Below are 21,698 nucleotides of genomic sequence, written 5' to 3' on the forward strand. Positions count from 1 at the left end.
ATTGCATGAAAACAATCTTTGGACTATTTTTAAAGAAATATAATGCGATAAAGATTTTTCAATGATCACTATCTTCAAAAGCGAAATTCATTCCACTAAAAAACCAGCAGTATTCAAAACTACTTTGGAAGCCAAAACTTTAAAAACATCAAAAATGTTAAGCATTATGAATACGGTTAACATGACTTCCAATGACAAGGATTTTTATGGAAAATATGAAAAAGATACAATTGCAATCACGCGCATTCGTAGAATTTCCTTGTTACGATTTTTACCAAAATTAATTATAACATTTCCTGAAATAGAAAAGAGTCTAAAGTTTCATGTAAAACTTGGTTTCTTTTCACTCATGGCGTTAATTTTTTTAGGCTTAGCTTTAATTATAAATATATCAGAATTCGTTAGAACAAGTAGATTTACAGAAGATTTTTTAACAATATTAATCTTTATAGGAGTCTTTTTCAGCTTTGTGCTGATTGAACTTATGATGTACAAACAAAAATTTAATAATTATTAATTGTTCTTGTAAAGAAAGCCTAATTCATCGTCTACTAATTAAATAATAAATAGTTGTCATATTGAGCGTAGTGGAGATAAATCAACTAAACTTCTGCATTAAATCTTCCACAACAGTTTCCGTATTTTTATAACGATTTTGTTTATCTAAAATGCTTGAAGAAGCTTTTCGAACGCTACAATCAGCAATAGCGCAACGTTCACATGTCACACCAACTTCTTTGGTTTGAATAGCAGAATCTTCTAAAAAAGAAATCTTTCGTTTCAATTGTTTATTTATAAGCAGTCCAACGCTAATACTTCTGTAATGATTCTTTTTAAACGGGTCTTTCGTTGCAGAGGATAATACCAAATAACGCATATTATCTTCCACATAATGTGAAATCTGCATGTCAAACACATGGCCTTGATCACTTTTTGCAATTGTTTCTAACACATTTAACGAAACCCAGCGTCTGCAATAATGTTCGTTCATTTCATTGGCATGTGGCGAATGTTGATGTGATAAATGCAACTCTTTTTTCAAATGAAACTTATCTGTTGTGGCTTTATGCGTAAATCGTAAAAAGAATAAATTCTGAATATTAAAATCTTTGGGAAGAATATTAGTTAAACGCTGATAAAACGATTCAGGAGAAGCATTAAAACTATCTATTAATTGTAAATAAATTTCTTTTTGAAAAGTTTTTTGTTGAAACAATTCGGTTAACTGAGTTGTCAAAGAAGCTCTCGGAATCATTAACGCACCAGCAAAATACGAAGCATAAAAATTATTCAAAACTTGATCAAAATTATCAAACTTGATCCATGAAAATGTATACAATCGATCTTTAATATCTAGAAAATTATAGGCTAATTCTTTTGCATAAATAAAGGTGCGTTGTGCATCATCAATATGCTTGGCGAGCAATAATGTTTTCGTTTTCGGAACAAAAATAGAACGTAAATTTCCTAACTCTTGATGTTTTGTCAGCTCTTCATCATTAATTGTATATAAAAATTCTTCAATTAAAATTTCTTCGAGTTCTTGTGAAGAAACTTTCTTTGTTAAATCGACTTGATAGGTTTTTGAGAAGGCTAAAACACTTTGTTCTAACTCATCAAAATAATTATTATTCGCCTCTTGGAATGAACGTACGGAAGCCAAATAAAAACTCTCTCTGCTAAAGCTATAATGTTGTGCAATCTCAATAATTGTACTAATAAAAGCATTCACTTTTACAGGCGCATTGGTAACAATGTCAATAAGAGTACTTTCTTGAATACCAAATAGTTCTAGTGGAATCTCTTTTAGTATTTTAGATTGTAAAATTTCGCCAATAGGCGCCAAATTCTTATCCAGTTTCAAAGAAACCAAATGATCATAAGGAACATCTAACTTTTCTGAAAGCAATACAATTTTATCTGTTTTTGGAAATTTCTTTCCTTTCTCTATTTCGTTCAAATATGATTTAGACAAGCCAGATAATTTAGACAAACCGAATAAGGATAATTTCCTTTCTGTACGTATTTGCTTGAGTTTTAAACCAAAAATAAGTTTAACGTATTCTTCTTCCATAACAACAAATATAACATAATTTGCGAACTTAACATTTTTAGCGAATAAAATTTATTTAGCGAACGTTCGCTAAATTGAAAAAAATGTTTTAATATTGCTGCATAAAATTATACATCATGGAAGAAATCGTTTTAAAACAGTCTAAAGTTCAGTTCGCTAACGAAGTGAAAAATTACTATCCAGAAATTTTAACTGATGAAGCATTAACCTTTATTATTGCTTTACATGAAAAGTTTAATGCCAAACGATTAGAATTATTAGAAAGGCGAGAAATGCAACAGACCATTTTTGATAAAGGTAAATTTCCAGAGTTTCCAAGAGAGACGAAAGATATACGAGAAAGTGATTGGAAAGTGAGTGAAATCCCTCATGATTTACAAGACAGACGTGTGGAAATTACAGGTCCTGTAGATCGCAAAATGATAATAAATGCATTGAATTCTGGCGCAAAAACGTTTATGGCAGACTTGGAAGATAGTAATTCGCCAAGTTGGAAAAATACGATTGAAGGACAACAAAATCTTAAAGATACAAATCAAAAAACGATTTCTCTTCACGATACAAAAAGGAACAAATTATACGAGTTAGAAGATGAAACAGCTGTGTTATTAGTACGTCCAAGAGGTTTGCATTTAAATGAGAGACACATTTTGATAGAAGGAGAAGAAACTTCAGGAAGTTTAGTCGATTTTGGATTATATGTATTGCACAACACAACAGTAATGTTGGTAAATAATACAGCACCTTATTTCTATCTACCAAAATTAGAACACTATTTAGAAGCACGTTGGTGGAATGAAGTATTCGAATTTGCACAAGCGTATTTAGGAGTTCCAAACGGAACATTTAAAGCAACAGTTTTGGTAGAAACTATTACAGCAAGTTTTCAATTAGACGAAATTATTTTTGAGTTGAAAGATCATATTGTTGGTCTTAATTGTGGTCGTTGGGATTACATTTTCTCATACATAAAGAAATTTAGAAATCATCAAAATTTTGTAGTTCCAAATAGAGATCAAGTAACAATGACAACACCATTTATGGACGCGTATTCAAAATTGGTAATTCAACGTTGCCACAAACGTGGAATTTTAGCAATAGGTGGAATGGCAGCACAAATTCCTATTAAAAATAACGCTTTCGCGAATGCACAAGCATTAGAAAAAGTTAGAAAAGACAAAGAGCGCGAAGTCAAAAATGGACACGACGGCACTTGGGTAGCACATCCAGCGTTGGTTGAAGTTGCTATGAATGAATTCAATAAACATATGCCTACGTCAAATCAATTACATGTCACTAGAGACGATGTGCAAATCACAGAAAAAGATTTGTTAGCATTACCAAATGGAACGGTTACCGAAAAAGGAATTCGTAAAAATATAAATGTCGGTATCTTATACATTGAAGCATGGTTACGTGGGTTTGGAGCTGTGGCTTTATATAACTTAATGGAAGATGCCGCTACTGCAGAAATATCACGCACGCAAGTGTGGCAATGGTTAAAAAATGAAGTGTTTTTAGAAGATGGACGACAATTTAAAGAAGCATTGTTTAGAGAAATTTTTGATGATGAAATTGAAAAAATCATCACAGAAGTTGGTGAAGACAAATTACCTAAAACTAAATTCAAACTGGCAATATCACTTTTTGAAAAGTTAGTTACAGCAACCGAATTTGAAGAGTTCTTAACGCTTCCTGCATATTTGCACATATAAAAAACAATCCTGCGATTGCGGCAACAATCAACAGGATCTAATTATTAATAAAAATAACGTATCACAAAATTATGAAAACTCAAGACAGAATTCAAGCATTAATTACAGAATGGACAACAAATGCACGTTGGAAAGGAATTGAACGACCTTACACAGCTGCCGAAGTTGTAAAATTGCAAGGTTCTTACAAATTAGATCATAGCATTGCACGTTTAGGCGCAGAAAAACTATGGAGAAAACTAAACAATCAAGATTTTGTTGCTGGTTTGGGCGCTTTAACAGGAAATCAAGCAGTACAAGAAGTAGAAGCTGGTTTGGGCGCTATTTATTTAAGTGGATGGCAAGTAGCTGCTGATGCAAATTTGGCAGGAGAAATGTATCCTGATCAGTCGTTATATCCTGCGAATAGTGTTCCGCAAGTGGTAAAGCGTATCAACAATGCATTATTGCGTCGCGATCAAATTCAGTGTGTAAACGAAGCTGAAAACAAACTTGATTATTTAGTGCCGATTGTTGCGGATGCAGAAGCTGGTTTTGGAGGAAATTTAAATGCATTTGAATTAATGAAAGCTATGATTGAAGCTGGCGCATCAGGAGTCCATTTTGAAGATCAATTGAGTTCAGCAAAAAAATGTGGACATTTAGGAGGGAAAGTCTTAGTGCCAACGCAAGAAGCGATCAATAAATTAGTAGCAGCGCGTTTGGCAACTGATGTTATGGGTGTTCCAACCTTAATCATTGCTCGTACAGATGCAGATGCAGCTAACTTATTGACAAGTGATATTGATGCAAGAGATGCCGAATTTATAACAGGTGAGCGTACACATGAAGGTTTCTTTCATGTAAACAACGGAATCAAGCAAGGAATTGCACGTGGATTAAGTTATGCTCCATATGCTGACTTAGTTTGGATGGAAACTTCAAACCCTGATTTAGATTATGCACGTGAATTTGCAGAAGCAATTCATGCACAATATCCAGGGAAAATGTTAGCGTATAACTGTTCACCTTCATTCAATTGGGCAGCAAAATTAAGCGTGGCCGAAATGGAAACTTTTAGAGAAGAATTAGCAGCTATGGGTTATAAATTTCAATTCATTACGTTAGCAGGTTTTCATGCGTTAAACACAAGTATGTTTGAATTGTCAAAAGCATATAAAGAAAGAGGAATGGCTGGGTATTCTGAATTACAAGAACGCGAATTTGCATTACAAAAAGATGGTTTTAACGCTGTAAAACATCAAGGTTTTGTTGGGACAACCTACTTTGATGCAGTTCAAAACACAGTGACGGCAGGCGCATCAAGTACAGTTGCTATGAAAGATAGTACTGAAGTAGCTCAGTTTTAATAAAACTTAGTTTTGAAAAGTACGCAGTACGCATTCAAAATTGTTAGTTGAATTAAATCTCGTGATATGATGAGATATTAATTATTTAATTTTTTCGAAAAAAAACCGTTTCATTTGTCATAGTGAAGCGGTTTTTTGTGTTTTATTATGTTGAGTGTTTACATGTTATTATATTGATTAATATAGGTGTATGGTTGTGTTTCTAGAAAAAAATAGAATCAAAAAATCATAACTCGTAAATCTAAAATACATTCTCGTATCTTTAAAAAAGGATAAAATTTTCTAATAAAATGAACCTTTTCAATTTTCTCACGTCTGTAGTATAGACGGAAGTTTTTATGCATGAAAAAAATCACATATCAGATGGAATTCTTGTTGGTCAATACAAAGCAGGTGATAAAAAAGCATTCGCAATATTGGTAAAGCGTTTTCACAAAATATTCTGTAATCACGCTTATTGGATTGTAAAAGATGCAGAAGTTGCCAAAGATATTGCACAAGATAGTTGGAAACTCATTATAGATAAAGTGGAAAGTTTACAAAACCCTGAGCGTTTTAAAAGTTGGGCATTACGAATTGTTCACAGAAAATCAATTGATTGGACACGGGCAATAGCAAAGAAACAACAACAGCAAAACGATTATACAGTTACAAAATCTATTCGTGATCTTCCGTCAATAGATACAAATTTGACAAAGCAACAATTAAAACAAGCAATTATACAATTATCTATAAGTCAACAACAAATAATACGCTTGTTTTATGTAGACGATTATTCTTTAAAAAAGATTTCAAGCATTTTAGGAATATCAGTCGGAACTGTAAAATCACGCTTGTATCACGCAAGAGAACAATTAAAAAAGCAATTAAAAAAATAGAAATTATGAGCACAATGGAAGACATAGATAAGTTAATAAAAGAAACATTAACAGAAGAAGAGTCAAAGTTTTATGACGAATTAGATGAGCAAGGTTTGTGGGGAATGTTTAAAAGTATTTTTCAAGGAAAATTAGGTTGGTTAGCTGTGATAATGAATATTGTAAATTTAATAGCCTTTGGCGTATTCATTTATTGTTTGGTACAATTTTTTAGTGTAGAAGAAACCAATGAAATGCTAAAATGGGGCATGGGAATTGTTATCTGTTTAATGATAAATGCGATGATAAAAATATATGCATGGATGCAAATGGACAAACGTGCAATTTTACGAGAAATGAAACGCTTGGAGTTACAAATATCCTCTTTAGCTTCTAAAATATCTGAATAAGATGTTAAATTAAAGCTAATATTTTAGTAATTTGCAACTCTCTAGGGATGATTTCTCTCCCACGCTGAATTTTCGATTCCTCGAAAGGATAAAGGTAGAGTAGGAATGGTTATTTTATGTATCATTTAAAACTTTATTAAAATGGCTGTTTTAGAACAATTAACATCTCAGCAAGCAATTGAATTAGAAGACAAGTATGGAGCGCACAACTATCATCCACTTCCAGTGGTTTTGAATAGAGGAGAAGGCGTACATGTTTGGGACGTAGAAGGCGTAAAGTATTACGATTTTCTTTCTGCATACTCAGCTGTAAACCAAGGACATTGTCATCCAAAAATTGTAAATGCGATGGTGTCTCAAGCACAAACACTTACATTAACGTCTCGTGCGTTTTATAATGACATCTTGGGTCGTTATGAGAAATTTGCATCGGAATATTTCAATTTCGATAAATTATTACCAATGAATACAGGAGCGGAAGCTGTAGAAACAGCCTTGAAAATCTGTAGAAAATGGGCATACGAGAAAAAAGGAATCGCAGAAAACGAAGCTGAAATTGTCGTTTGCGAAAACAACTTTCATGGAAGAACTACGACGATTATTTCATTTTCAAATGATCCTGTAGCACGTAAAAACTTTGGCCCATACACAAGCGGATTTATCAAAATCGCGTATGATAATCTTGAAGCGTTAGAAGAAACGTTAAAAAGTAATCCAAACGTAGCCGGATTTATGGCAGAACCTATTCAAGGAGAAGCTGGAGTATATGTTCCATCTGAAGGATATCTAGCGAAAGCGAAAGCATTATGTGAAAAACACAATGTATTGTTTATTGCTGACGAAGTACAAACAGGAATTGCACGTACTGGAAAATTATTAGCGGTTGATCATGAAAATGTAAAACCAGATATCTTAATCTTAGGAAAAGCAATATCTGGAGGTGCATATCCTGTATCAGCAGTATTAGCAGATGATCATATTATGGGTGTAATTCGCCCAGGAAATCACGGATCAACTTTTGGAGGAAACCCTGTTGCAGCAGCAGTTGCAATGGCAGCTTTGGAAGTTGTTAAAGAAGAAGGATTGGCTGAAAATGCTGAAAGATTAGGAAAACTTTTTAGAAGCGAATTAAACAAATATATTGAAACAAGTGGTATCGTAAACCTTGTCAGAGGAAAAGGATTGTTGAACGCAATTGTGATCAATGACGATGAAGAAAGTGATACAGCTTGGAATATTTGTATGGCGCTAAAGAATAATGGGTTATTAGCAAAACCAACACATGGAAACATTATTCGTTTTGCACCACCATTAGTAATGACTGAAGAGCAATTATTAGATTGTGTAGCAATTATTATAAAAACACTTAAAGAATTTGAATAGTGCCATTAAAAAAAGAAGATAGTTCAGTATTTGATAATTTTGAATTACGATTAAATGAACAGTCCAAAAAGTTTTTACGCGAAACTGCAAAATGGACGTTTATTTTATCAATTCTAGGATTTATTCTTATAGGATTATTTTTATTAATCGCTATTTTCTTTATTGTGATGTATGCTGCATTGAACGAAAATGTAAGCCCTCTAGTAGCGAGCGGAATGTCTGTAGAATTTGTTGCTATTGTATACTTTGTGCTGGCAGTATTGTATTTTTTTCCAGTAATGTATTTATATCGTTTTTCACGAAGAATGAAATCAGCATTGTTAGAAAAAAGTACAGATGGTTTAACAAGAGCTTTTTCAAGCTTAAAATCACATTACAAATTCATAGGAATTCTAGTATTATCACTAGTAGGATTGTATGCTTTAGTTTTTGTTTTTGCAATTATAGCAGGAGCAGCAGGAATCTAAATACTATTAAAAATAAACATACTAAAAAAGCGGATGTACAATGTACATCCGCTTTTTGTATATAGAAGAATCTAATTCTTATTGATTGTTTATTTGTTCCATTAATTCTTGCCATTGCTGTTGTTGTAGTTCCCATCCACCAGTTGACAAAATGTAAATAGCGTATAAGAAATATAAAACGTTAATGATAGTAACTACTAAAGCTATAATTTTAGCAGTATTCATGTTGTTTAAATTTCCTTCGTATTCATCTGGATTTGCAGTAGCACCTTTTATTTTATTATCAGCTATAAAATAAGCTGGTCCAGAAAGTAGAAATCCAAGTCCGCTAAAGCAGCAGCAAAGAAATCCAATTACAGATAGGACATATACTAATGTTGGATTGAGTTGTTTTTTCATGTGATTGTAGTTTGATTATTTAAATTTAATATAATTTTTTGACAAAGAAATTAATTATGATAATAATGACAGTTGTAATTCCTAAAAAGTTAATCAGTTTTTGAGAATTCCTAAATTTATAAAAGATATTGATACCAACAAGAGCGAAAAATAAAATAAGCGTATAAATTGCTGGATACATTTTGAAAGCTTCAATAAACTCTCCTTGTGTAATTAATGATAATGAACGTTGTAAGCCACAACCAAAGCAATCAATTCCTAAATATTTTTTAGAAACACATGGAAGCATATAATCATCAAGTTGTATTAAAAAAATGAGTGCGCTATGCATTTTAATGGTTGGTTTTTACAAATATAGAAAATACTTTATTCTATATTTAATGTATCATCAGTATTGATTTTTTATAGAACGTTACGGAAAAAGATGTTTTTTTTGAAAAAAAGTCTAAAATTTGAATGCGATTTTGTGTATCATTCCCAAAATGAAAGCGTTGCTTGAAAAGAAAATATTATTTTTGGAGTCTAAAAATTGCATGGAGTGAATTCTAAATATAAAACAGCTGTTTATTTTTTTCTTGTCTTTTTCGGAGTTGGGATCTTACTTTTTATAGACGCAATTCAAGGAGAAACACAACTTGTGCTTACAATTATTGCATTAGTGATGACAATGTTTGGATTGTACAAAGTAACTTCGATGCAAACATCTAACAAGCAAAAAAAGTACGATAACGAAGAATACTTTAATAGAGAAAAATATTCTCAGCAAGAAGAAGAAGAAGAAGAAGAAGAGTAAGTAATAATAGTAGCATACAATAATCATGAATTTTGAAGTAGGAGATAAGGTAGAGGCAATTGATGATGTCATTAGTGGAGTTGTAAAATCCATTAGTGGGAAGATAATTATGGTGGAAACAAATGAAGGTTTTCCTATTACATTTGAAGCGTCTGAATTGGTAAAAGTAAATATTGATGAAATTAGCCGTGATTTATCATACCAAAAAATTCATACTGCTATTCAAGAAAAAGAGGCTGCAAAAAAGCCAAAACGCATTCTAGAAAAGTCGTCAAGAAAAGAACGCTCTGAAATAATTTTAGAAGTAGACTTACATATTCATCAATTGACAAAGTCAGCTAAAGGCATGAGTAATTTTGATATGCTTACCCTACAAACAGATACTGCTAAGCGTCAATTAGAATTTGCCATTCGTAAACGAATTCCTAAAGTAGTTTTTATTCACGGAGTTGGAGCTGGTGTATTGAAAGAAGAATTAGCCTATTTGTTCAGAAGATACGACAATGTAAAATATTATGATGCTAATTATCAGAAATACGGATTAGGTGCAACAGAAGTTTACATTTATCAAAACCCGAAAAATTGATTCTATAATTCTACGTCAGTAATTTAGGATCGGTTATTTTCCTTAAAATCAATTACTCAGCAACTGTTGTAATAGAACCGTAATCAAATGTATCATAAGTGATGCTATTTCCTTCATTATTTGAAAATACAATATTCTCAAAGGTAATAACATGCTGATAACTTACTATAATAGTTGGATCAACAGTATCAGGTACTTCAGTAGTAACTACTTTAACGATTCCATTATTCGCTGTATACTCTAAATTTACTTGAATATCTGAAGGTGGCAATTCACTACAAAAATAATCACTAGATATAGTTGTGTTAAATCCTCTATAATATGCACTTCCACTTACAGACAAATCGAGTTCTCTTGGAATACCTTCATCAGTAACTGTATTGATAAAAAGTGTATTTGGTACTTCTAAAATCAACGCTTCAGCACCATCTATTCTAAATAATAATGTAACACCAGCAGGTACTGGAGTACAACCAGCAACACTGGCAGTACTTTCAAAGTCGATTTCTTCCAAAGGTAAATCTCCATCATCACAACCAAAAACAAATACTAGGGCAAAAAGGAACCATAAATTTTTCATGAAAAGTACTATTATAAAAATTTGTATAAATATAAAGGCAAAAGTATAAGAAAACTCTATTTATAACGAAACTTATTGTAAATAATTTTATTTAAACTATTTTTGTTCATCTTTATTTCAACCAACCCTATTTATTAAACATAACGAATGAAGAATGTATATTTTGATAGTGCAGCTACAACACAAATTCGACCAGAAGTTGTAGATCGCATTAAGATAGCCTTAGAAGAGAATTACGGAAATCCGTCTTCAACACATAGTTACGGTCGCTCTTCAAAAACATTAATAGAAACTGCACGCAAAACCATTGCTAGGTATTTAAATGCTTCTCCTCAAGAAATTATTTTTACTTCAGGAGGAACTGAAGCAGATAATATGGCATTGCGTTGTTCGGTACGTGATTTAGGTGTTACCACCATAATTACATCGCCCATTGAGCATCACGCCGTTTTACATACGGTGGAACAATTGCGCGTAGAAAGTGATATTAAAGTTACATATGTAAAACTACAATCGTGCGGAACGCCAGATTATGATGATTTAGAAGCGTTGCTAAAAGCTGATAATTCTAAAAAATTAGTCAGCTTAATGCATGTAAATAACGAAATCGGAAATATTTTAGATGCTGATAGAGTAGGAGCGCTTTGCAAAGAATATGGAGCGTTGTTTCATTCTGATACAGTGCAATCTATTGGGCATTTCGATTGGGATTTGCAAAAGACACCTGTTGATTTCTTAGCAGCTGCGGCACATAAATTTCATGGACCAAAAGGAATTGGTTTTGCTTTTATCAGAAAAGATTCTGGTTTAAAACCGCTAATTTTTGGAGGATCGCAAGAACGAGGATTTAGAGCAGGAACCGAAGCTGTACACAATGTTGTTGGTTTGGAAGAAGCTTTCAAACTTGCTTATGATAATTTAGAAGAAGAAAAAACGTATGTAGAAGGTTTGAAAACCTACTTTATGGCAGAATTGAAAAGAGTAATGCCAGACGTAAAATTCAACGGAAACTGTCACGAAACGACTAAAAGTACGTATACCTTAGTAAATGTATGTTTACCATTTGACCAACAAAAGGCGTTAATGCTTTTATTTCATATGGATTTAAAAGGAATTGCATGTTCTAAAGGAAGTGCTTGCCAATCAGGAAGTAGTAAAGGTTCGCATGTATTGCGCGCTATTTTAAGTAATGAAGATTTAGAAAAACCATCATTACGTTTCTCTTTCTCAAAATTCAATACCAAAGAAGAAATAGATTATTTAATTCAAGTGTTACACGAATACGCAAATTCATAATGGAAGTAAAAATTTAATATACAAAAAGCGAGTTCAATATTTAGAACTCGCTTTTTTTTATGTTGTAATCTTGATAATCTATTTTACTCAAGCATTCCTAAGTTTCTGTTGTTTTGCTTTTACATAGTTCGAAGATAACTATTGTTTTTCTTCATACGGGAACTTTCTACTGGCTTTTCGCATCATCTTTGCAATAATTACGGAAGTGTTTTTTCCAGATTTACGATTGATTGTTTTTTCATAACGCCATAACAGTTTTCCTGTATTTTTATCACTTAACTTAATAATGATTTTTCCATAATCGGACTTTCCTTTTAAGAAGGTAATCAAGTCAAAAGAAGTGTCTACTTCTTTAGAGAGTAACAAACGCGAAGTTAACGAACCACTAATAATGGCGTCAACTTTTAGTATTTTACACAATTCTTGTGGTGTGTAAATATCAATATTTTCATCCGTAATTCCAGCTTTTTTCAGACTACGATTGGTTGTATTAATATCTTGAAAATCAATTTTAAGTTTCTTCTTACGTTTTCTGTTTAAGAAATAACTTTCCAAGGCTTCTTGTACAGCAATACCTTCTTGTTGTTCAAACTTTTTTATTTGTGCTTCACTATAGTTTCCTTGATCAGATTTTAAATTCAGTTTGGTCTGAAACGGAAGAATTGCAATAGTTTGATGATCTTTTGAAAGTTCTTCAAACTTATCACTTACATATATTTTTTTCTGTGCAGTACTTTGTTGTATTCCAACAAATAATAGTAAAAGGACAATTAACTTCTTCATTATAATTTTCATTCTGAAAAGTACTTCTCTAAATAACTTTTTAAGAAAAATTACTCAAAGCAATCTATTCATTATTTAATTTTATCAAACACACAAGACCTAAAATCGCATTCCCATTTTTACATTAAATACACGACCGGTTAAGAAATTTGGAATTCCAAACTGACGTTTTGTATATACATCACGAACCCAAGTATTGGTGATTGAGTTTTGTACATCAAAGATGTTGAAAATTTCAAACCCAACATTCAATTCTTTAAACACAGATTTCCAACCACGATCAAATTGTTTGTCTTTGTCTACTAAAACATAAGAGAAACCAACATCTGCACGTTTATAATCAGGTAATTCGCTTTGGAATAAATACGGATCAGAATAACTTGGTGATCCACTAGGCAACCCTGTATTATATGTTAAGTTTAAATATAATTTTAAGTTTGGAATCTTTCGCATATAATCTTGAAACAACACAGCAAACTTCAAACGTTGATCTGTAGGTCTGCTAATGTATCCACGATTGTTGATGTTTTCTTCTGTTTTTAAATATCCAAAACTGACCCAGCTTTCTGTGCCAGGAACAAATTCACCATTCAAGCGCATATCTAAACCATAAGCATATGCATCAGCTACATTATCGGCTCTGTAACGAATTCGTACATTTTCAATCGTATAGGCATTTACATCAGAAAGACTTTTGTAGTATGCTTCTGTTGTTAATTTAAATGGACGATCCCAAAGTTTGAAACTATAATCATTTCCTAATACAACATGAATTGATTGTTGTGCTTTTACATTTGGATTTACAACACCATCCGCACCACGTAATTCTCTATAAAAAGGTGGTTGGTGGTAAAATCCTCCAGACAAACGGAACAACATATCTTTTTCCCACTTTGGCTTGATAGCAACTTGTGCTCTTGGGCTAAAAACGGCTTGTGTCTTACTTTTAATTCCATCACCATTTACTGTCCAACTATGTGCACGAACACCAATATTTGTCCAAACATCATGTTCTCCAAGTGTTGATTGTTTACTCCATTGTGCATATCCAGAAACACGATCAATTTGCGTATTATTTCTTGCGCGTACCGTTTGGAAAGGTTCTATAGGTCCTTCATACGGTGTATAAGGTTGATTATTTGAGAATTGAGGAAAAGGAGGACGAATTGAAAATCCTGCCGAGTCTATTACTTCCCATTCAATCAATCGATCACGAATATCTTCACGTGTGTATTTAACTCCCCAATCAATTTGATTTTCTTCGTTATTAATTTTATAATTCCCTTTGTGTTCAACATTGAAAATCAAGGCGTCTAAGTCGTTTCTACCATGATTTAATTGCGAACCAATTCCTTCACTAAATTCTACATTTCCTAAATCTTGATCGCCAATATTTGTATTTACTTCTCCTAAACGATATTCTGCTAAAATGTCAAAATGTTCTTGTTCGGTTGTATGATAGGCAGACGCGATAAATTTTAATGTAACGTCATCATTGAGATAATAATTTGCTTTCAATGCACCAAAATACGTTCGGTAACGATCTTCTTCTCGTCCTTGATAAAAAACTAATAAAGCAATCGGATCTTGTAATGTCCCAAAGTTTGTCTGGCGTGTTAACGGTTCATAATCGTAATCATTGAAAGAAACATTTCCTAAGAAGTTCAAATCGAACTTATCTGAAAACTTATATGTTAAATATGTTTGAAAATCTGTAAATCGAGGTTTAAAGTTCGTTTCTGTTTGTTTGCTATTTACTAATAAACTATTGTCACGGTAACGAATTCCTGAAATGGTTGAAAACTTACTGTCATTACTTACAGTTTCAACAGAAGCACTTCCACCAAGTAAGCTTAAATTAACTCTTCCGCCAAAGCGAACTGGTCTTTTATAGGTGATATCTAACACAGAAGAGAGTTTGTCTCCATATTTTGCTTGAAATCCTCCAGCAGAGAAATCAATATTCTGAACCAAATCAGAATTCACAAAACTCAATCCTTCTTGTTGTCCAGATCGAATTAAAAATGGGCGATATACTTCAATTTCGTTTACATACACTAAATTTTCATCGTAGTTTCCACCACGAACTGAATATTGTGTACTTAGTTCATTATTATTATTAAAACCAGGAAACGACATCAATAAATTTTCTACACCAGGATTTGCACCAGGAATCAAACGTACAGTCTCGGCTGAAACCGATTGAATTCCTTGCACTGCTTTTCGTCCACGCGAATCAACTACAACAACGCCAATTTCCTCCGTACTTGTGTTCATTACAGGATGTAACTCATAATCTTCGCCATCTTTCAATTCAATTGTAATGGTGATGTTTTTATGAGAAATATGTGAAAATGTAAGTGTGATTTTTTGATTAGCAGGAATAACGATTTTAAAAAATCCATTTTTATTCGTTTGTGTTCCTGTATCAACCGAAGAACTGATATTTACATCTTCAATAGGCTGATTGTTCTTATCTAAAATAACTCCTCTAACGGTTGCTGTTTGTGCAATAATGAAGTTTGCAAACAGGAAAAAACCCAAGAAAAGAATGCTTCGTATTGGTTTCAATATAATTAGTTTTAATTTTTTCTAAAAAACGTGCTTGTAAAAGTAGTACTATTTCCAACATTATCAGTAACGATCAACTTTAAATTATGTTTTGCTTCTGTAAAAATAAGATCGCTAAAATCGTAAGATAACATGCCTTTTTTGGCGTCATATTCAAATAAAATCCATTTTCCATTAATTGTTCCACGATAACTTCGTACCGCAGAAAGATTGTCTGTAACTTTTATCTTTAAATATTTTTTACTGGAAATCCATTTGTTTTTGGCAAAATTTACGGGTTTCACTTTAGGTGGAATCGTGTCTTTTGCTAAAAAGTAGGTTCCTAAATTTTTAGTGCTTGTCGTAAACTTTATGCCATTTTTTTTGGTACTACTGTATGATGGTTTCTTTTTTCGGTTTAAACTGGCAATAAATAACTTTTTGCGTTCAGCTTCGGTATATTTTGAAACATCAAACGTAATGACAAAATTTTTATGTGCAGCTACTCTATCGTTATGTATTTTATAACGTCCTTTTTTATCTTTCGATAAATCGAAATAAAAATCTTCATAAAACGTATTTTTCGGAATATATATACTTACATCACCTTCCTTAATAGAGTGTTCAGTATTTCGTGTAATTAAATGATTGGTAACAGTTTCTTTCTTTTTTTGCGTAATCTTTTGTTTTTTACCAACAACAGGAATTGTAATAGTTGTTGTATTATTTTTAAAATCTTTCACTTTTAATACAACTGTATATTCTTTTCCTTCTTCAATTTGAATTTTCCCATCATTGACAACATCTTTATAAATGCTCAATTTGTTTGCAGGTGTTACAAAACAGCGTTGTACACGTTGTTTCATTTTCTTAAAACGTGGATAATCAATTAATGTATTAATATATCTCGATTCACCAAAAGAGAACTTTTTAAAGTCGTAACTAAAGTTTTTTACACCGTTTACATAACTTTCCAATTGGTAGATTCCATTTTTATTAAACGCTAAATCTTGTCGGTCATATGAATTTACTCCAAAACCAATTTCGCCTGAAGCATATACTTTCGTAGCTGTAAAACTATTTTTCTCTTTTCCTTTCTTTAATTGTAATTGTACAATTTTATTAGAAGAATTAATTTGAGCAGAATCTGACAAAGCATATCCAAATACACCATTCACAGTAGGATTGTGTGAATCTTTTACATTTATACCAAACAGCATTGGATTCATTGGTTTAGAAGCAGCATCACGAATTTCAAAATGTAAATGTGGCCCACCAGAAGATCCGCTATTTCCAGAATAGGCAATAACTTCCCCTTTTTTAATCACCAATTCATCTGCTTTCGGATATAACTGAATTTCATATCGTTCTTTGCTGTATTGTTGTTTCTTTAAATAGGCTTCTAGTTTTGGTGCTAACTTTTTCAAATGTGCATACACAGAAGTATACCCATTTGTGTGTGTTACGTACAAGGCTTTTCCAAATCCCCAATGTTGAATCTTAATACGAGAAACATGTCCGTCGCCAATAGCAAATACTTCAAAACCTTCTTTTTGTTTTGTCTTGATATCAATTCCGGAGTGAAAGTGATTACTTCTTAATTCTCCAAAAGTTCCTGATAAAATAATAGGAATATCCAACGGTGACCTAAAGTCGTTTTGAGGAGTTTTTTGTTGAGAAAAGGCAATAGAAAAGAAAAATAAAAAAATAAAAAAAAGTCTGTACATAAATCAAAAATGCGTTTGAAAAGCTAAAATAGCTAATACTTAGTTAATTCGGAATCTTTAAATTCAAAAACTGCACCAAAAAAGTACAAAACTTAAAGTAATACTTTAAATAATAGTAAAAACCCTTGCGAACTAATTTTATGAATGTTAAATTTGTAATTATATGCATTGAATAGAAATGTAATGAGTAGTACTTTGAAAATTGTTGATTCTCTTGAAAATAGAGTGAGTAAAATGCTCCACAAGCTTGCAGTGTTGGAGCAAAAAAACCAAAAACTAAGTCAAGAATTAGCAACAGCCACTCAAAATACAGAACGTTTACAACAAGAAATCTCAACATGGGAAGAAAAGTTTCAAGCGTTAAAAATTGCAAATTCAATGCTTGGCAGTGATAACAACAAAAAAGAAGCTAAGCTTAAAATAAATACACTAATTCGGGAAATTGATCATTGTATTGCACAATTAGCCGAATAAAAGATAGTTCTTTACACTATGGAAAATAAGCTCAAAATAAAGCTTTCTATTGCGGATAGAGTATATCCACTTACTATTGCAGCAAGTCAAGAAGAAGGATTGCGCAAAGCAGCTAAGAAAATAGAAGCTATGATAAAACAATTTGAGCAAAGCTATGCTGTGAGAGATAAGCAAGATGTATTGGCAATGTGTGCCTTACAGTTTGCTGCACAAGTAGAGCAAAAAGCTATAGATAAAGATGCAAATCAAACCGCATTAGAAGATAAATTAAAAGCGCTTGACGAATTATTGAAGGCGCAGCTTAGTTCATAAGTTCTGTAAAATATAAATAGGTTACTGCCTACATTGGTTTTTATTTTTGATAAACTCAACGTTAATATAATTAAAAAGAGTGAGTCATGGTTGTAAAAGCAAGCTGTCAATACTAAACTCGTTTAGTATTTAGACGGATCCTTGATCAATCTGTTAGCTCTAAACTTGTTTTTTTGGAGTTTATACAAAACTCTAATCAATGTAGGCTTTTTTAGTTAGTGCAACTTAGTTTTAAAGAAGACCATATGTAGGAACATACAAAATGTAAGCTAAACTAATACTGTTGAAAAACAGTAATTTAGGTTTGTAACTCAATTTTTATACACAGAATTTCCTTGGAGTTTCATACCATACATTAAATTAATTATATAATTAAGATCGACAGATGATGGATAGTACAACAACAATTATAATCGCAGTCGCCGTTGGCGTCATCAGCATAATTGTAGGCTTCTTGATAGCCAAAAGCTTGGAGAAAAAACAAGCTTCAAAAATTATTCAAGATGCTAAAAAAGAAGCTTCTTCTTTATTAAAAGGAGCTAAAAAAGATGCTGAAAGTGTGAAGAAAGATAAAATTCTTCAAGCAAAAGAAAAGTTTTTAGAATTAAAAGCTGAGCACGAAAAATTTATCTTATCAAAAGATAAAAAAATGGCAGAAGCCGAAAAACGCACGCGTGACAAGGAATCTCAAATTTCTAGCGAATTATCAAAGAACAAAAAATTAAACCAAGAAATAGAATCAAAACTAAAAGATTATAACTATCGTTTAGATTTTGTAGAGAAGAAAAAATCGGAAGTTGAGCGTTTACATAAAAGTCAAGTAGAACAATTAGAGGTAATTTCAGGATTGTCTGCCGATGAAGCAAAAGATCAATTAGTAGCTTCACTAAAAGAAGAAGCAAAAACAGATGCTATGAGCTATATTCAAGCAAAACTTGAAGAAGCAAAACTTACAGCACAACAAGAAGCAAAGAAAGTAATCATTAATACAATCCAACGTATAGGAACGGAAGAAGCAGTTGAAAACTGTGTATCTGTTTTTAATATTGAATCTGATGATGTAAAAGGACGTATTATTGGTAGAGAAGGACGAAATATTAGAGCTTTAGAAGCAGCTACAGGTGTAGAAATTATTGTAGATGATACGCCAGAAGCTATTATTCTTTCTTGCTTTGATTCGGTACGAAGAGAAATTGCACGTTTATCACTTCATAGATTGGTAACTGATGGACGAATTCACCCAGCACGTATTGAAGAAGTTGTAAAGAAAACACGTAAACAAATTGATGAAGAAATTATTGAAGTTGGAAAGCGTACAGTAATCGATTTAGGAATTCACGGATTACATCCAGAATTAATAAAAACTGTTGGACGAATGAAGTATCGTTCTTCATACGGACAAAACTTATTACAACATTCGCGTGAAGTAGCAAAACTTTGTGGTGTAATGGCTGCTGAGCTAGGATTGAATCCAAAACTAGCCAAAAGAGCAGGGTTGTTACATGATATTGGAAAAGTACCAGATACAGAAACAGAAGTACCGCACGCAATCTTAGGAATGCAATGGGCTGAGAAATATGGTGAAAAAGCAGAAGTTTGTAACGCTATTGGAGCCCATCATGATGAAATAGAAATGGTTTCATTATTATCACCAATCGTACAAGTATGTGATGCAATTTCTGGAGCAAGACCAGGTGCACGTCGTCAAGTATTAGACAGTTATATTCAACGTTTAAAGGACTTAGAGGACATTGCTTTTGGTTTCCCAGGAGTAAAGAAAGCATATGCAATTCAAGCAGGTCGTGAACTTCGTGTAATTGTTGAAAGTGAAAAAGTAGATGATGCGAAAGCAGCAGAATTATCATTCAACATCTCACAAAAAATTCAAACGGATATGACCTATCCAGGACAAGTAAAAATTACTGTAATTAGAGAAACGAGAGCCGTAAACATTGCGAAATAGTTTCTAAATTTTATATATAAATTCACAAAACGTGATTATCCAAGTTCTTTAACTTACGGTAATCACGTTTCTTCTTTATGGCAAAACATTGACGAATAGCTGTTATTTATCGATATCTTTAGTATAACCTAAATAAGACCTGTTATGTTAAAGAAAATTTTAAATCTCGCAGGAGTAGACGCACTTTCAAAAATAGAACAAATTGAAACTCAAGGAGGCAAAATTGTTCCTACCTTAGCTACATCATTTATGTGTTATTGTAATAATATATATATAGGTGAAAAAAAATCTGTTCAAGATTGTTGGAAAACCTGCTAAATAACAGAACCACTGAAAAGTGAAAAAACAGAAATTGGATAACGGTTTCTGTTTTTTTATGTCCTAGGATGATATTTCTCCATTACCATAGCCAAATGACTTCTATCTACATGCATGTAAATTTCTGTAGTTGTAATACTTTCATGACCTAACATTAATTGAATAGCACGCAAATCAGCTCCATTCTCTAATAAATGTGTTGCAAATGAATGACGAAATGTATGTGGAGATATTTTCTTTTTTAACCCTGATTTTTCTGTTAAGCGCTTAATAATTGTAAAAATCATAACGCGTGTTAGTTGTTTTCCGCGTCTATTCAAAAAAACTGTATCACTAAACTCAGGTACATGTTTGGTATGATTGCGTTGTCCATTTACATAGAAATTAATATGTTTCTGTGTAAAACTACTTATAGGAACAAAACGCTGTTTATCTCCTTTTCCTGTAACTCTAATAAAGCCTTCATCAAAAAACAAATCAGAAAGCTTTAAACCAACCAATTCACTAACACGTAAACCACAACCATATAAGGTTTCTATAATTGCTTTATTTCTGTGTCCTTCATTTTTGGATAGATCAATGCAAGCAAGAAGCTTTTCAATGTCTTCTATCGCCAAAGTATCAGGTAATTTTCTGCCAATCTTTGGTGCTTCAATTAGTTCCATAGGATTATCTTTTCGATAATCTTCAAAAACTAAATAATTAAAAAAACTTTTCAGACCAGAAATAATTCGTGTTTGCGAACGTGCATTTAAAATTTTGGCAACTTCATAAATAAACTGTTGTACTGTTTCTTCGTCAATAGACAAGGGAGAAGAGTTGATGTTATTTTCAGTAAGATAATGAATCAATTTCTCTATATCATGCGTGTAATTCACAATAGTATTGTCAGATAAACCACGTTCGATTCTCAAAAAATGTTGAAAATCTTTAAGCGAATGTGTCCATTTCATGTGAAAATTCTTTCAAAATTGGGGAAATTTGTTAAAAAATAAACAATTGATAATCAGTTTGTTAAAAAAAGGGTTGCGTCAGAATGTGTTAATAATTAGTTAAGAAATGATTGTGAAATTACAAAAAGTAGTTCTTTTGTACCAGAATTAATTAAAAAACTATTTAAGATGAAAAAAATTATTTTAGTTGCAGTTGTTGCCTTATTTGGGTTTACAATGAACGCACAAGAATTCAAAGCGGGAATCAATGGAGCTTTACCAATCGGAGATGCAGGAGATGTTGCAGACTTTAGTATTGGTTTAGATTTAGCTTACTTATGGAATGTTGGAGAGTCATTCGATGTAGGTGTTGCTTCAGGGTTTACAACTGCTTTCACGAAAGATATTACTGTTTTAGGGAACAAAGTATCTGTTGATGATGTACAGTTTTTACCAATTGCAGGTGCCGCTCGTTACAATGTTTCTGAAGATTTCTTTTTTGGAGCAGATTTAGGATATGCTGTTGGAATCAATGATGGAAATGACGGAGGTTTATACTACAGACCAAAAATTGGTTATAACCTTACTGAGAAGTTTTCTTTAAACCTTTCTTATACAGGAATAGCTAGAGATGGAAACACTTGGGATACTATTGGATTAGGAGTTGAATACGGATTCTAAGAAATAGAAAATATTTTGTGAAAAGGAAGCTAATTTGGCTTCCTTTTTT

Annotated in this window: 23 protein-coding genes and 1 other RNA gene; 16 read left to right on the forward strand and 8 right to left on the reverse strand. The window is 32.2% G+C overall.

Going from position 1 to position 21,698, the window contains the following annotated elements; all coding sequences use genetic code 11:
- Positions 1-61: 61 nt before the first annotated feature.
- Complete coding sequence (locus Q0828_RS23205) at positions 62-517, forward strand: hypothetical protein (RefSeq protein ID WP_298427432.1); 456 nt, start codon at positions 62-64, stop codon at positions 515-517.
- Between the two features lie 81 nt (positions 518-598).
- Here Q0828_RS23205 and Q0828_RS23210 read toward each other — a convergent pair whose 3' ends face one another.
- The gene (locus tag Q0828_RS23210; RefSeq protein ID WP_298427435.1) at positions 599-2,074 is read right to left on the reverse strand and encodes an XRE family transcriptional regulator; all 1,476 of its coding nucleotides are present in this window, start codon (positions 2,072-2,074) and stop codon (positions 599-601) included.
- A 116-nt stretch (positions 2,075-2,190) separates the two neighbouring features.
- Between Q0828_RS23210 and aceB the strand changes: the two genes are divergently transcribed.
- From aceB to Q0828_RS23240, 6 genes are all read left to right on the forward strand, one after another.
- Positions 2,191-3,789 (forward strand): malate synthase A, encoded by a 1,599-nt coding sequence (aceB, locus tag Q0828_RS23215; RefSeq protein ID WP_298427438.1) that lies wholly within the window; start codon positions 2,191-2,193, stop codon positions 3,787-3,789.
- A gap of 71 nt (positions 3,790-3,860) precedes the next feature.
- Complete coding sequence (gene aceA, locus Q0828_RS23220; protein ID WP_298427441.1) at positions 3,861-5,138, forward strand: isocitrate lyase; 1,278 nt, start codon at positions 3,861-3,863, stop codon at positions 5,136-5,138.
- A 338-nt stretch (positions 5,139-5,476) separates the two neighbouring features.
- On the forward strand, positions 5,477-6,016 hold the full coding sequence (locus tag Q0828_RS23225; RefSeq protein ID WP_298427444.1) for an RNA polymerase sigma factor: 540 nt from the start codon (positions 5,477-5,479) through the stop codon (positions 6,014-6,016).
- A 5-nt stretch (positions 6,017-6,021) separates the two neighbouring features.
- A complete protein-coding gene (locus tag Q0828_RS23230; protein ID WP_366523625.1) occupies positions 6,022-6,405 on the forward strand; it encodes a DUF6768 family protein in 384 nt (127 codons plus the stop codon).
- A 141-nt stretch (positions 6,406-6,546) separates the two neighbouring features.
- On the forward strand, positions 6,547-7,788 hold the full coding sequence (gene rocD, locus Q0828_RS23235) for an ornithine--oxo-acid transaminase (protein ID WP_298427446.1): 1,242 nt from the start codon (positions 6,547-6,549) through the stop codon (positions 7,786-7,788).
- Entirely contained in the window at positions 7,788-8,255 is a 468-nt protein-coding gene (locus Q0828_RS23240; RefSeq protein WP_298427449.1) for a hypothetical protein, read from the forward strand. Before rocD ends, Q0828_RS23240 begins: the two co-directional genes overlap by 1 nt.
- Positions 8,256-8,333: 78 nt before the next feature.
- On the opposite strand, the gene Q0828_RS23245 is transcribed toward Q0828_RS23240, so the two are convergent.
- On the reverse strand, positions 8,334-8,654 hold the full coding sequence (locus Q0828_RS23245) for a CCC motif membrane protein (RefSeq protein WP_298427451.1): 321 nt from the start codon (positions 8,652-8,654) through the stop codon (positions 8,334-8,336).
- A gap of 25 nt (positions 8,655-8,679) precedes the next feature.
- On the reverse strand, positions 8,680-8,985 hold the full coding sequence (locus Q0828_RS23250) for a DUF2752 domain-containing protein (RefSeq protein WP_298427454.1): 306 nt from the start codon (positions 8,983-8,985) through the stop codon (positions 8,680-8,682).
- 207 nt (positions 8,986-9,192) lie between these two features.
- Here Q0828_RS23250 and Q0828_RS23255 point away from each other — a divergent pair, with 207 nt between their 5' ends.
- Together Q0828_RS23255 and Q0828_RS23260 are read left to right on the forward strand one after the other, a co-directional pair.
- Positions 9,193-9,447, forward strand: coding sequence for a hypothetical protein (locus Q0828_RS23255; protein WP_298427456.1), 255 nt, complete (start codon positions 9,193-9,195; stop codon positions 9,445-9,447).
- A gap of 25 nt (positions 9,448-9,472) precedes the next feature.
- Complete coding sequence (locus Q0828_RS23260) at positions 9,473-10,033, forward strand: Smr/MutS family protein (RefSeq protein WP_298427459.1); 561 nt, start codon at positions 9,473-9,475, stop codon at positions 10,031-10,033.
- 52 nt (positions 10,034-10,085) lie between these two features.
- Here Q0828_RS23260 and Q0828_RS23265 read toward each other — a convergent pair whose 3' ends face one another.
- Positions 10,086-10,613 (reverse strand): hypothetical protein, encoded by a 528-nt coding sequence (locus Q0828_RS23265; protein ID WP_298427462.1) that lies wholly within the window; start codon positions 10,611-10,613, stop codon positions 10,086-10,088.
- Positions 10,614-10,760: 147 nt separating this feature from the next.
- Between Q0828_RS23265 and Q0828_RS23270 the strand changes: the two genes are divergently transcribed.
- A complete protein-coding gene (locus Q0828_RS23270; protein ID WP_298427464.1) occupies positions 10,761-11,909 on the forward strand; it encodes a cysteine desulfurase family protein in 1,149 nt (382 codons plus the stop codon).
- Between the two features lie 138 nt (positions 11,910-12,047).
- Here Q0828_RS23270 and Q0828_RS23275 read toward each other — a convergent pair whose 3' ends face one another.
- From Q0828_RS23275 to Q0828_RS23285, 3 genes are all read right to left on the reverse strand, one after another.
- The gene (locus tag Q0828_RS23275) at positions 12,048-12,692 is read right to left on the reverse strand and encodes a hypothetical protein (protein ID WP_298427467.1); all 645 of its coding nucleotides are present in this window, start codon (positions 12,690-12,692) and stop codon (positions 12,048-12,050) included.
- Positions 12,693-12,791: 99 nt separating this feature from the next.
- Positions 12,792-15,263 carry a TonB-dependent receptor gene (locus Q0828_RS23280; protein WP_298427470.1) on the reverse strand — a complete coding sequence of 824 codons (2,472 nt, stop codon included), beginning with the start codon at positions 15,261-15,263 and terminating at the stop codon, positions 12,792-12,794.
- Positions 15,264-15,274: 11 nt separating this feature from the next.
- Positions 15,275-16,969 carry a M23 family metallopeptidase gene (locus Q0828_RS23285; RefSeq protein WP_298427473.1) on the reverse strand — a complete coding sequence of 565 codons (1,695 nt, stop codon included), beginning with the start codon at positions 16,967-16,969 and terminating at the stop codon, positions 15,275-15,277.
- A gap of 183 nt (positions 16,970-17,152) precedes the next feature.
- Here Q0828_RS23285 and Q0828_RS23290 point away from each other — a divergent pair, with 183 nt between their 5' ends.
- The 5 genes from Q0828_RS23290 to Q0828_RS23310 all read left to right on the forward strand — a co-directional run bounded on the left by Q0828_RS23290 (position 17,153) and on the right by Q0828_RS23310 (position 20,036).
- Positions 17,153-17,443, forward strand: coding sequence for a hypothetical protein (locus Q0828_RS23290; protein ID WP_298427476.1), 291 nt, complete (start codon positions 17,153-17,155; stop codon positions 17,441-17,443).
- Between the two features lie 18 nt (positions 17,444-17,461).
- Entirely contained in the window at positions 17,462-17,755 is a 294-nt protein-coding gene (locus tag Q0828_RS23295) for a cell division protein ZapA (RefSeq protein WP_298427479.1), read from the forward strand.
- Between the two features lie 53 nt (positions 17,756-17,808).
- Positions 17,809-17,937, forward strand: a non-coding RNA gene (ssrS, locus tag Q0828_RS23300) — 6S RNA.
- Between the two features lie 206 nt (positions 17,938-18,143).
- Positions 18,144-19,718 (forward strand): ribonuclease Y, encoded by a 1,575-nt coding sequence (gene rny / locus Q0828_RS23305; protein WP_298427618.1) that lies wholly within the window; start codon positions 18,144-18,146, stop codon positions 19,716-19,718.
- A 144-nt stretch (positions 19,719-19,862) separates the two neighbouring features.
- Complete coding sequence (locus Q0828_RS23310; RefSeq protein WP_298427482.1) at positions 19,863-20,036, forward strand: hypothetical protein; 174 nt, start codon at positions 19,863-19,865, stop codon at positions 20,034-20,036.
- Between the two features lie 56 nt (positions 20,037-20,092).
- Here the strand turns inward: Q0828_RS23310 and xerD are convergent, their stop codons facing one another.
- On the reverse strand, positions 20,093-20,989 hold the full coding sequence (gene xerD, locus Q0828_RS23315; protein ID WP_298427485.1) for a site-specific tyrosine recombinase XerD: 897 nt from the start codon (positions 20,987-20,989) through the stop codon (positions 20,093-20,095).
- A 168-nt stretch (positions 20,990-21,157) separates the two neighbouring features.
- On the opposite strand from xerD, the gene Q0828_RS23320 reads away from it, so the two are divergent.
- A complete protein-coding gene (locus tag Q0828_RS23320) occupies positions 21,158-21,649 on the forward strand; it encodes a hypothetical protein (protein WP_298427488.1) in 492 nt (163 codons plus the stop codon).
- Positions 21,650-21,698 lie beyond the last annotated feature (49 nt).

It is taken from the genome of uncultured Kordia sp. (genome assembly GCF_947496985.1).
In the GTDB taxonomy this organism is placed as follows: Bacteria; Bacteroidota; Bacteroidia; order Flavobacteriales; family Flavobacteriaceae; genus Kordia.

Bases quoted from the DNA above. Each gene is read 5' to 3' on its own strand.
- Q0828_RS23205 (WP_298427432.1), top strand. From the start codon at position 62: ATGATCACTATCTTCAAAAGCGAAATTCATTCCACTAAAAAACCAGCA.
- Q0828_RS23210 (WP_298427435.1), bottom strand. From the start codon at position 2,074: ATGGAAGAAGAATACGTTAAACTTATTTTTGGTTTAAAACTCAAGCAA.
- aceB (WP_298427438.1), top strand. From the start codon at position 2,191: ATGGAAGAAATCGTTTTAAAACAGTCTAAAGTTCAGTTCGCTAACGAA.
- aceA (WP_298427441.1), top strand. From the start codon at position 3,861: ATGAAAACTCAAGACAGAATTCAAGCATTAATTACAGAATGGACAACA.
- Q0828_RS23225 (WP_298427444.1), top strand. From the start codon at position 5,477: ATGCATGAAAAAAATCACATATCAGATGGAATTCTTGTTGGTCAATAC.
- Q0828_RS23230 (WP_366523625.1), top strand. From the start codon at position 6,022: ATGAGCACAATGGAAGACATAGATAAGTTAATAAAAGAAACATTAACA.
- rocD (WP_298427446.1), top strand. From the start codon at position 6,547: ATGGCTGTTTTAGAACAATTAACATCTCAGCAAGCAATTGAATTAGAA.
- Q0828_RS23245 (WP_298427451.1), bottom strand. From the start codon at position 8,654: ATGAAAAAACAACTCAATCCAACATTAGTATATGTCCTATCTGTAATT.
- Q0828_RS23250 (WP_298427454.1), bottom strand. From the start codon at position 8,985: ATGCATAGCGCACTCATTTTTTTAATACAACTTGATGATTATATGCTT.
- Q0828_RS23260 (WP_298427459.1), top strand. From the start codon at position 9,473: ATGAATTTTGAAGTAGGAGATAAGGTAGAGGCAATTGATGATGTCATT.
- Q0828_RS23265 (WP_298427462.1), bottom strand. From the start codon at position 10,613: ATGAAAAATTTATGGTTCCTTTTTGCCCTAGTATTTGTTTTTGGTTGT.
- Q0828_RS23270 (WP_298427464.1), top strand. From the start codon at position 10,761: ATGAAGAATGTATATTTTGATAGTGCAGCTACAACACAAATTCGACCA.
- Q0828_RS23275 (WP_298427467.1), bottom strand. From the start codon at position 12,692: ATGAAGAAGTTAATTGTCCTTTTACTATTATTTGTTGGAATACAACAA.
- Q0828_RS23285 (WP_298427473.1), bottom strand. From the start codon at position 16,969: ATGTACAGACTTTTTTTTATTTTTTTATTTTTCTTTTCTATTGCCTTT.
- Q0828_RS23290 (WP_298427476.1), top strand. From the start codon at position 17,153: ATGAGTAGTACTTTGAAAATTGTTGATTCTCTTGAAAATAGAGTGAGT.
- Q0828_RS23295 (WP_298427479.1), top strand. From the start codon at position 17,462: ATGGAAAATAAGCTCAAAATAAAGCTTTCTATTGCGGATAGAGTATAT.
- rny (WP_298427618.1), top strand. From the start codon at position 18,144: ATGGATAGTACAACAACAATTATAATCGCAGTCGCCGTTGGCGTCATC.
- Q0828_RS23310 (WP_298427482.1), top strand. From the start codon at position 19,863: ATGTTAAAGAAAATTTTAAATCTCGCAGGAGTAGACGCACTTTCAAAA.
- xerD (WP_298427485.1), bottom strand. From the start codon at position 20,989: ATGAAATGGACACATTCGCTTAAAGATTTTCAACATTTTTTGAGAATC.
- Q0828_RS23320 (WP_298427488.1), top strand. From the start codon at position 21,158: ATGAAAAAAATTATTTTAGTTGCAGTTGTTGCCTTATTTGGGTTTACA.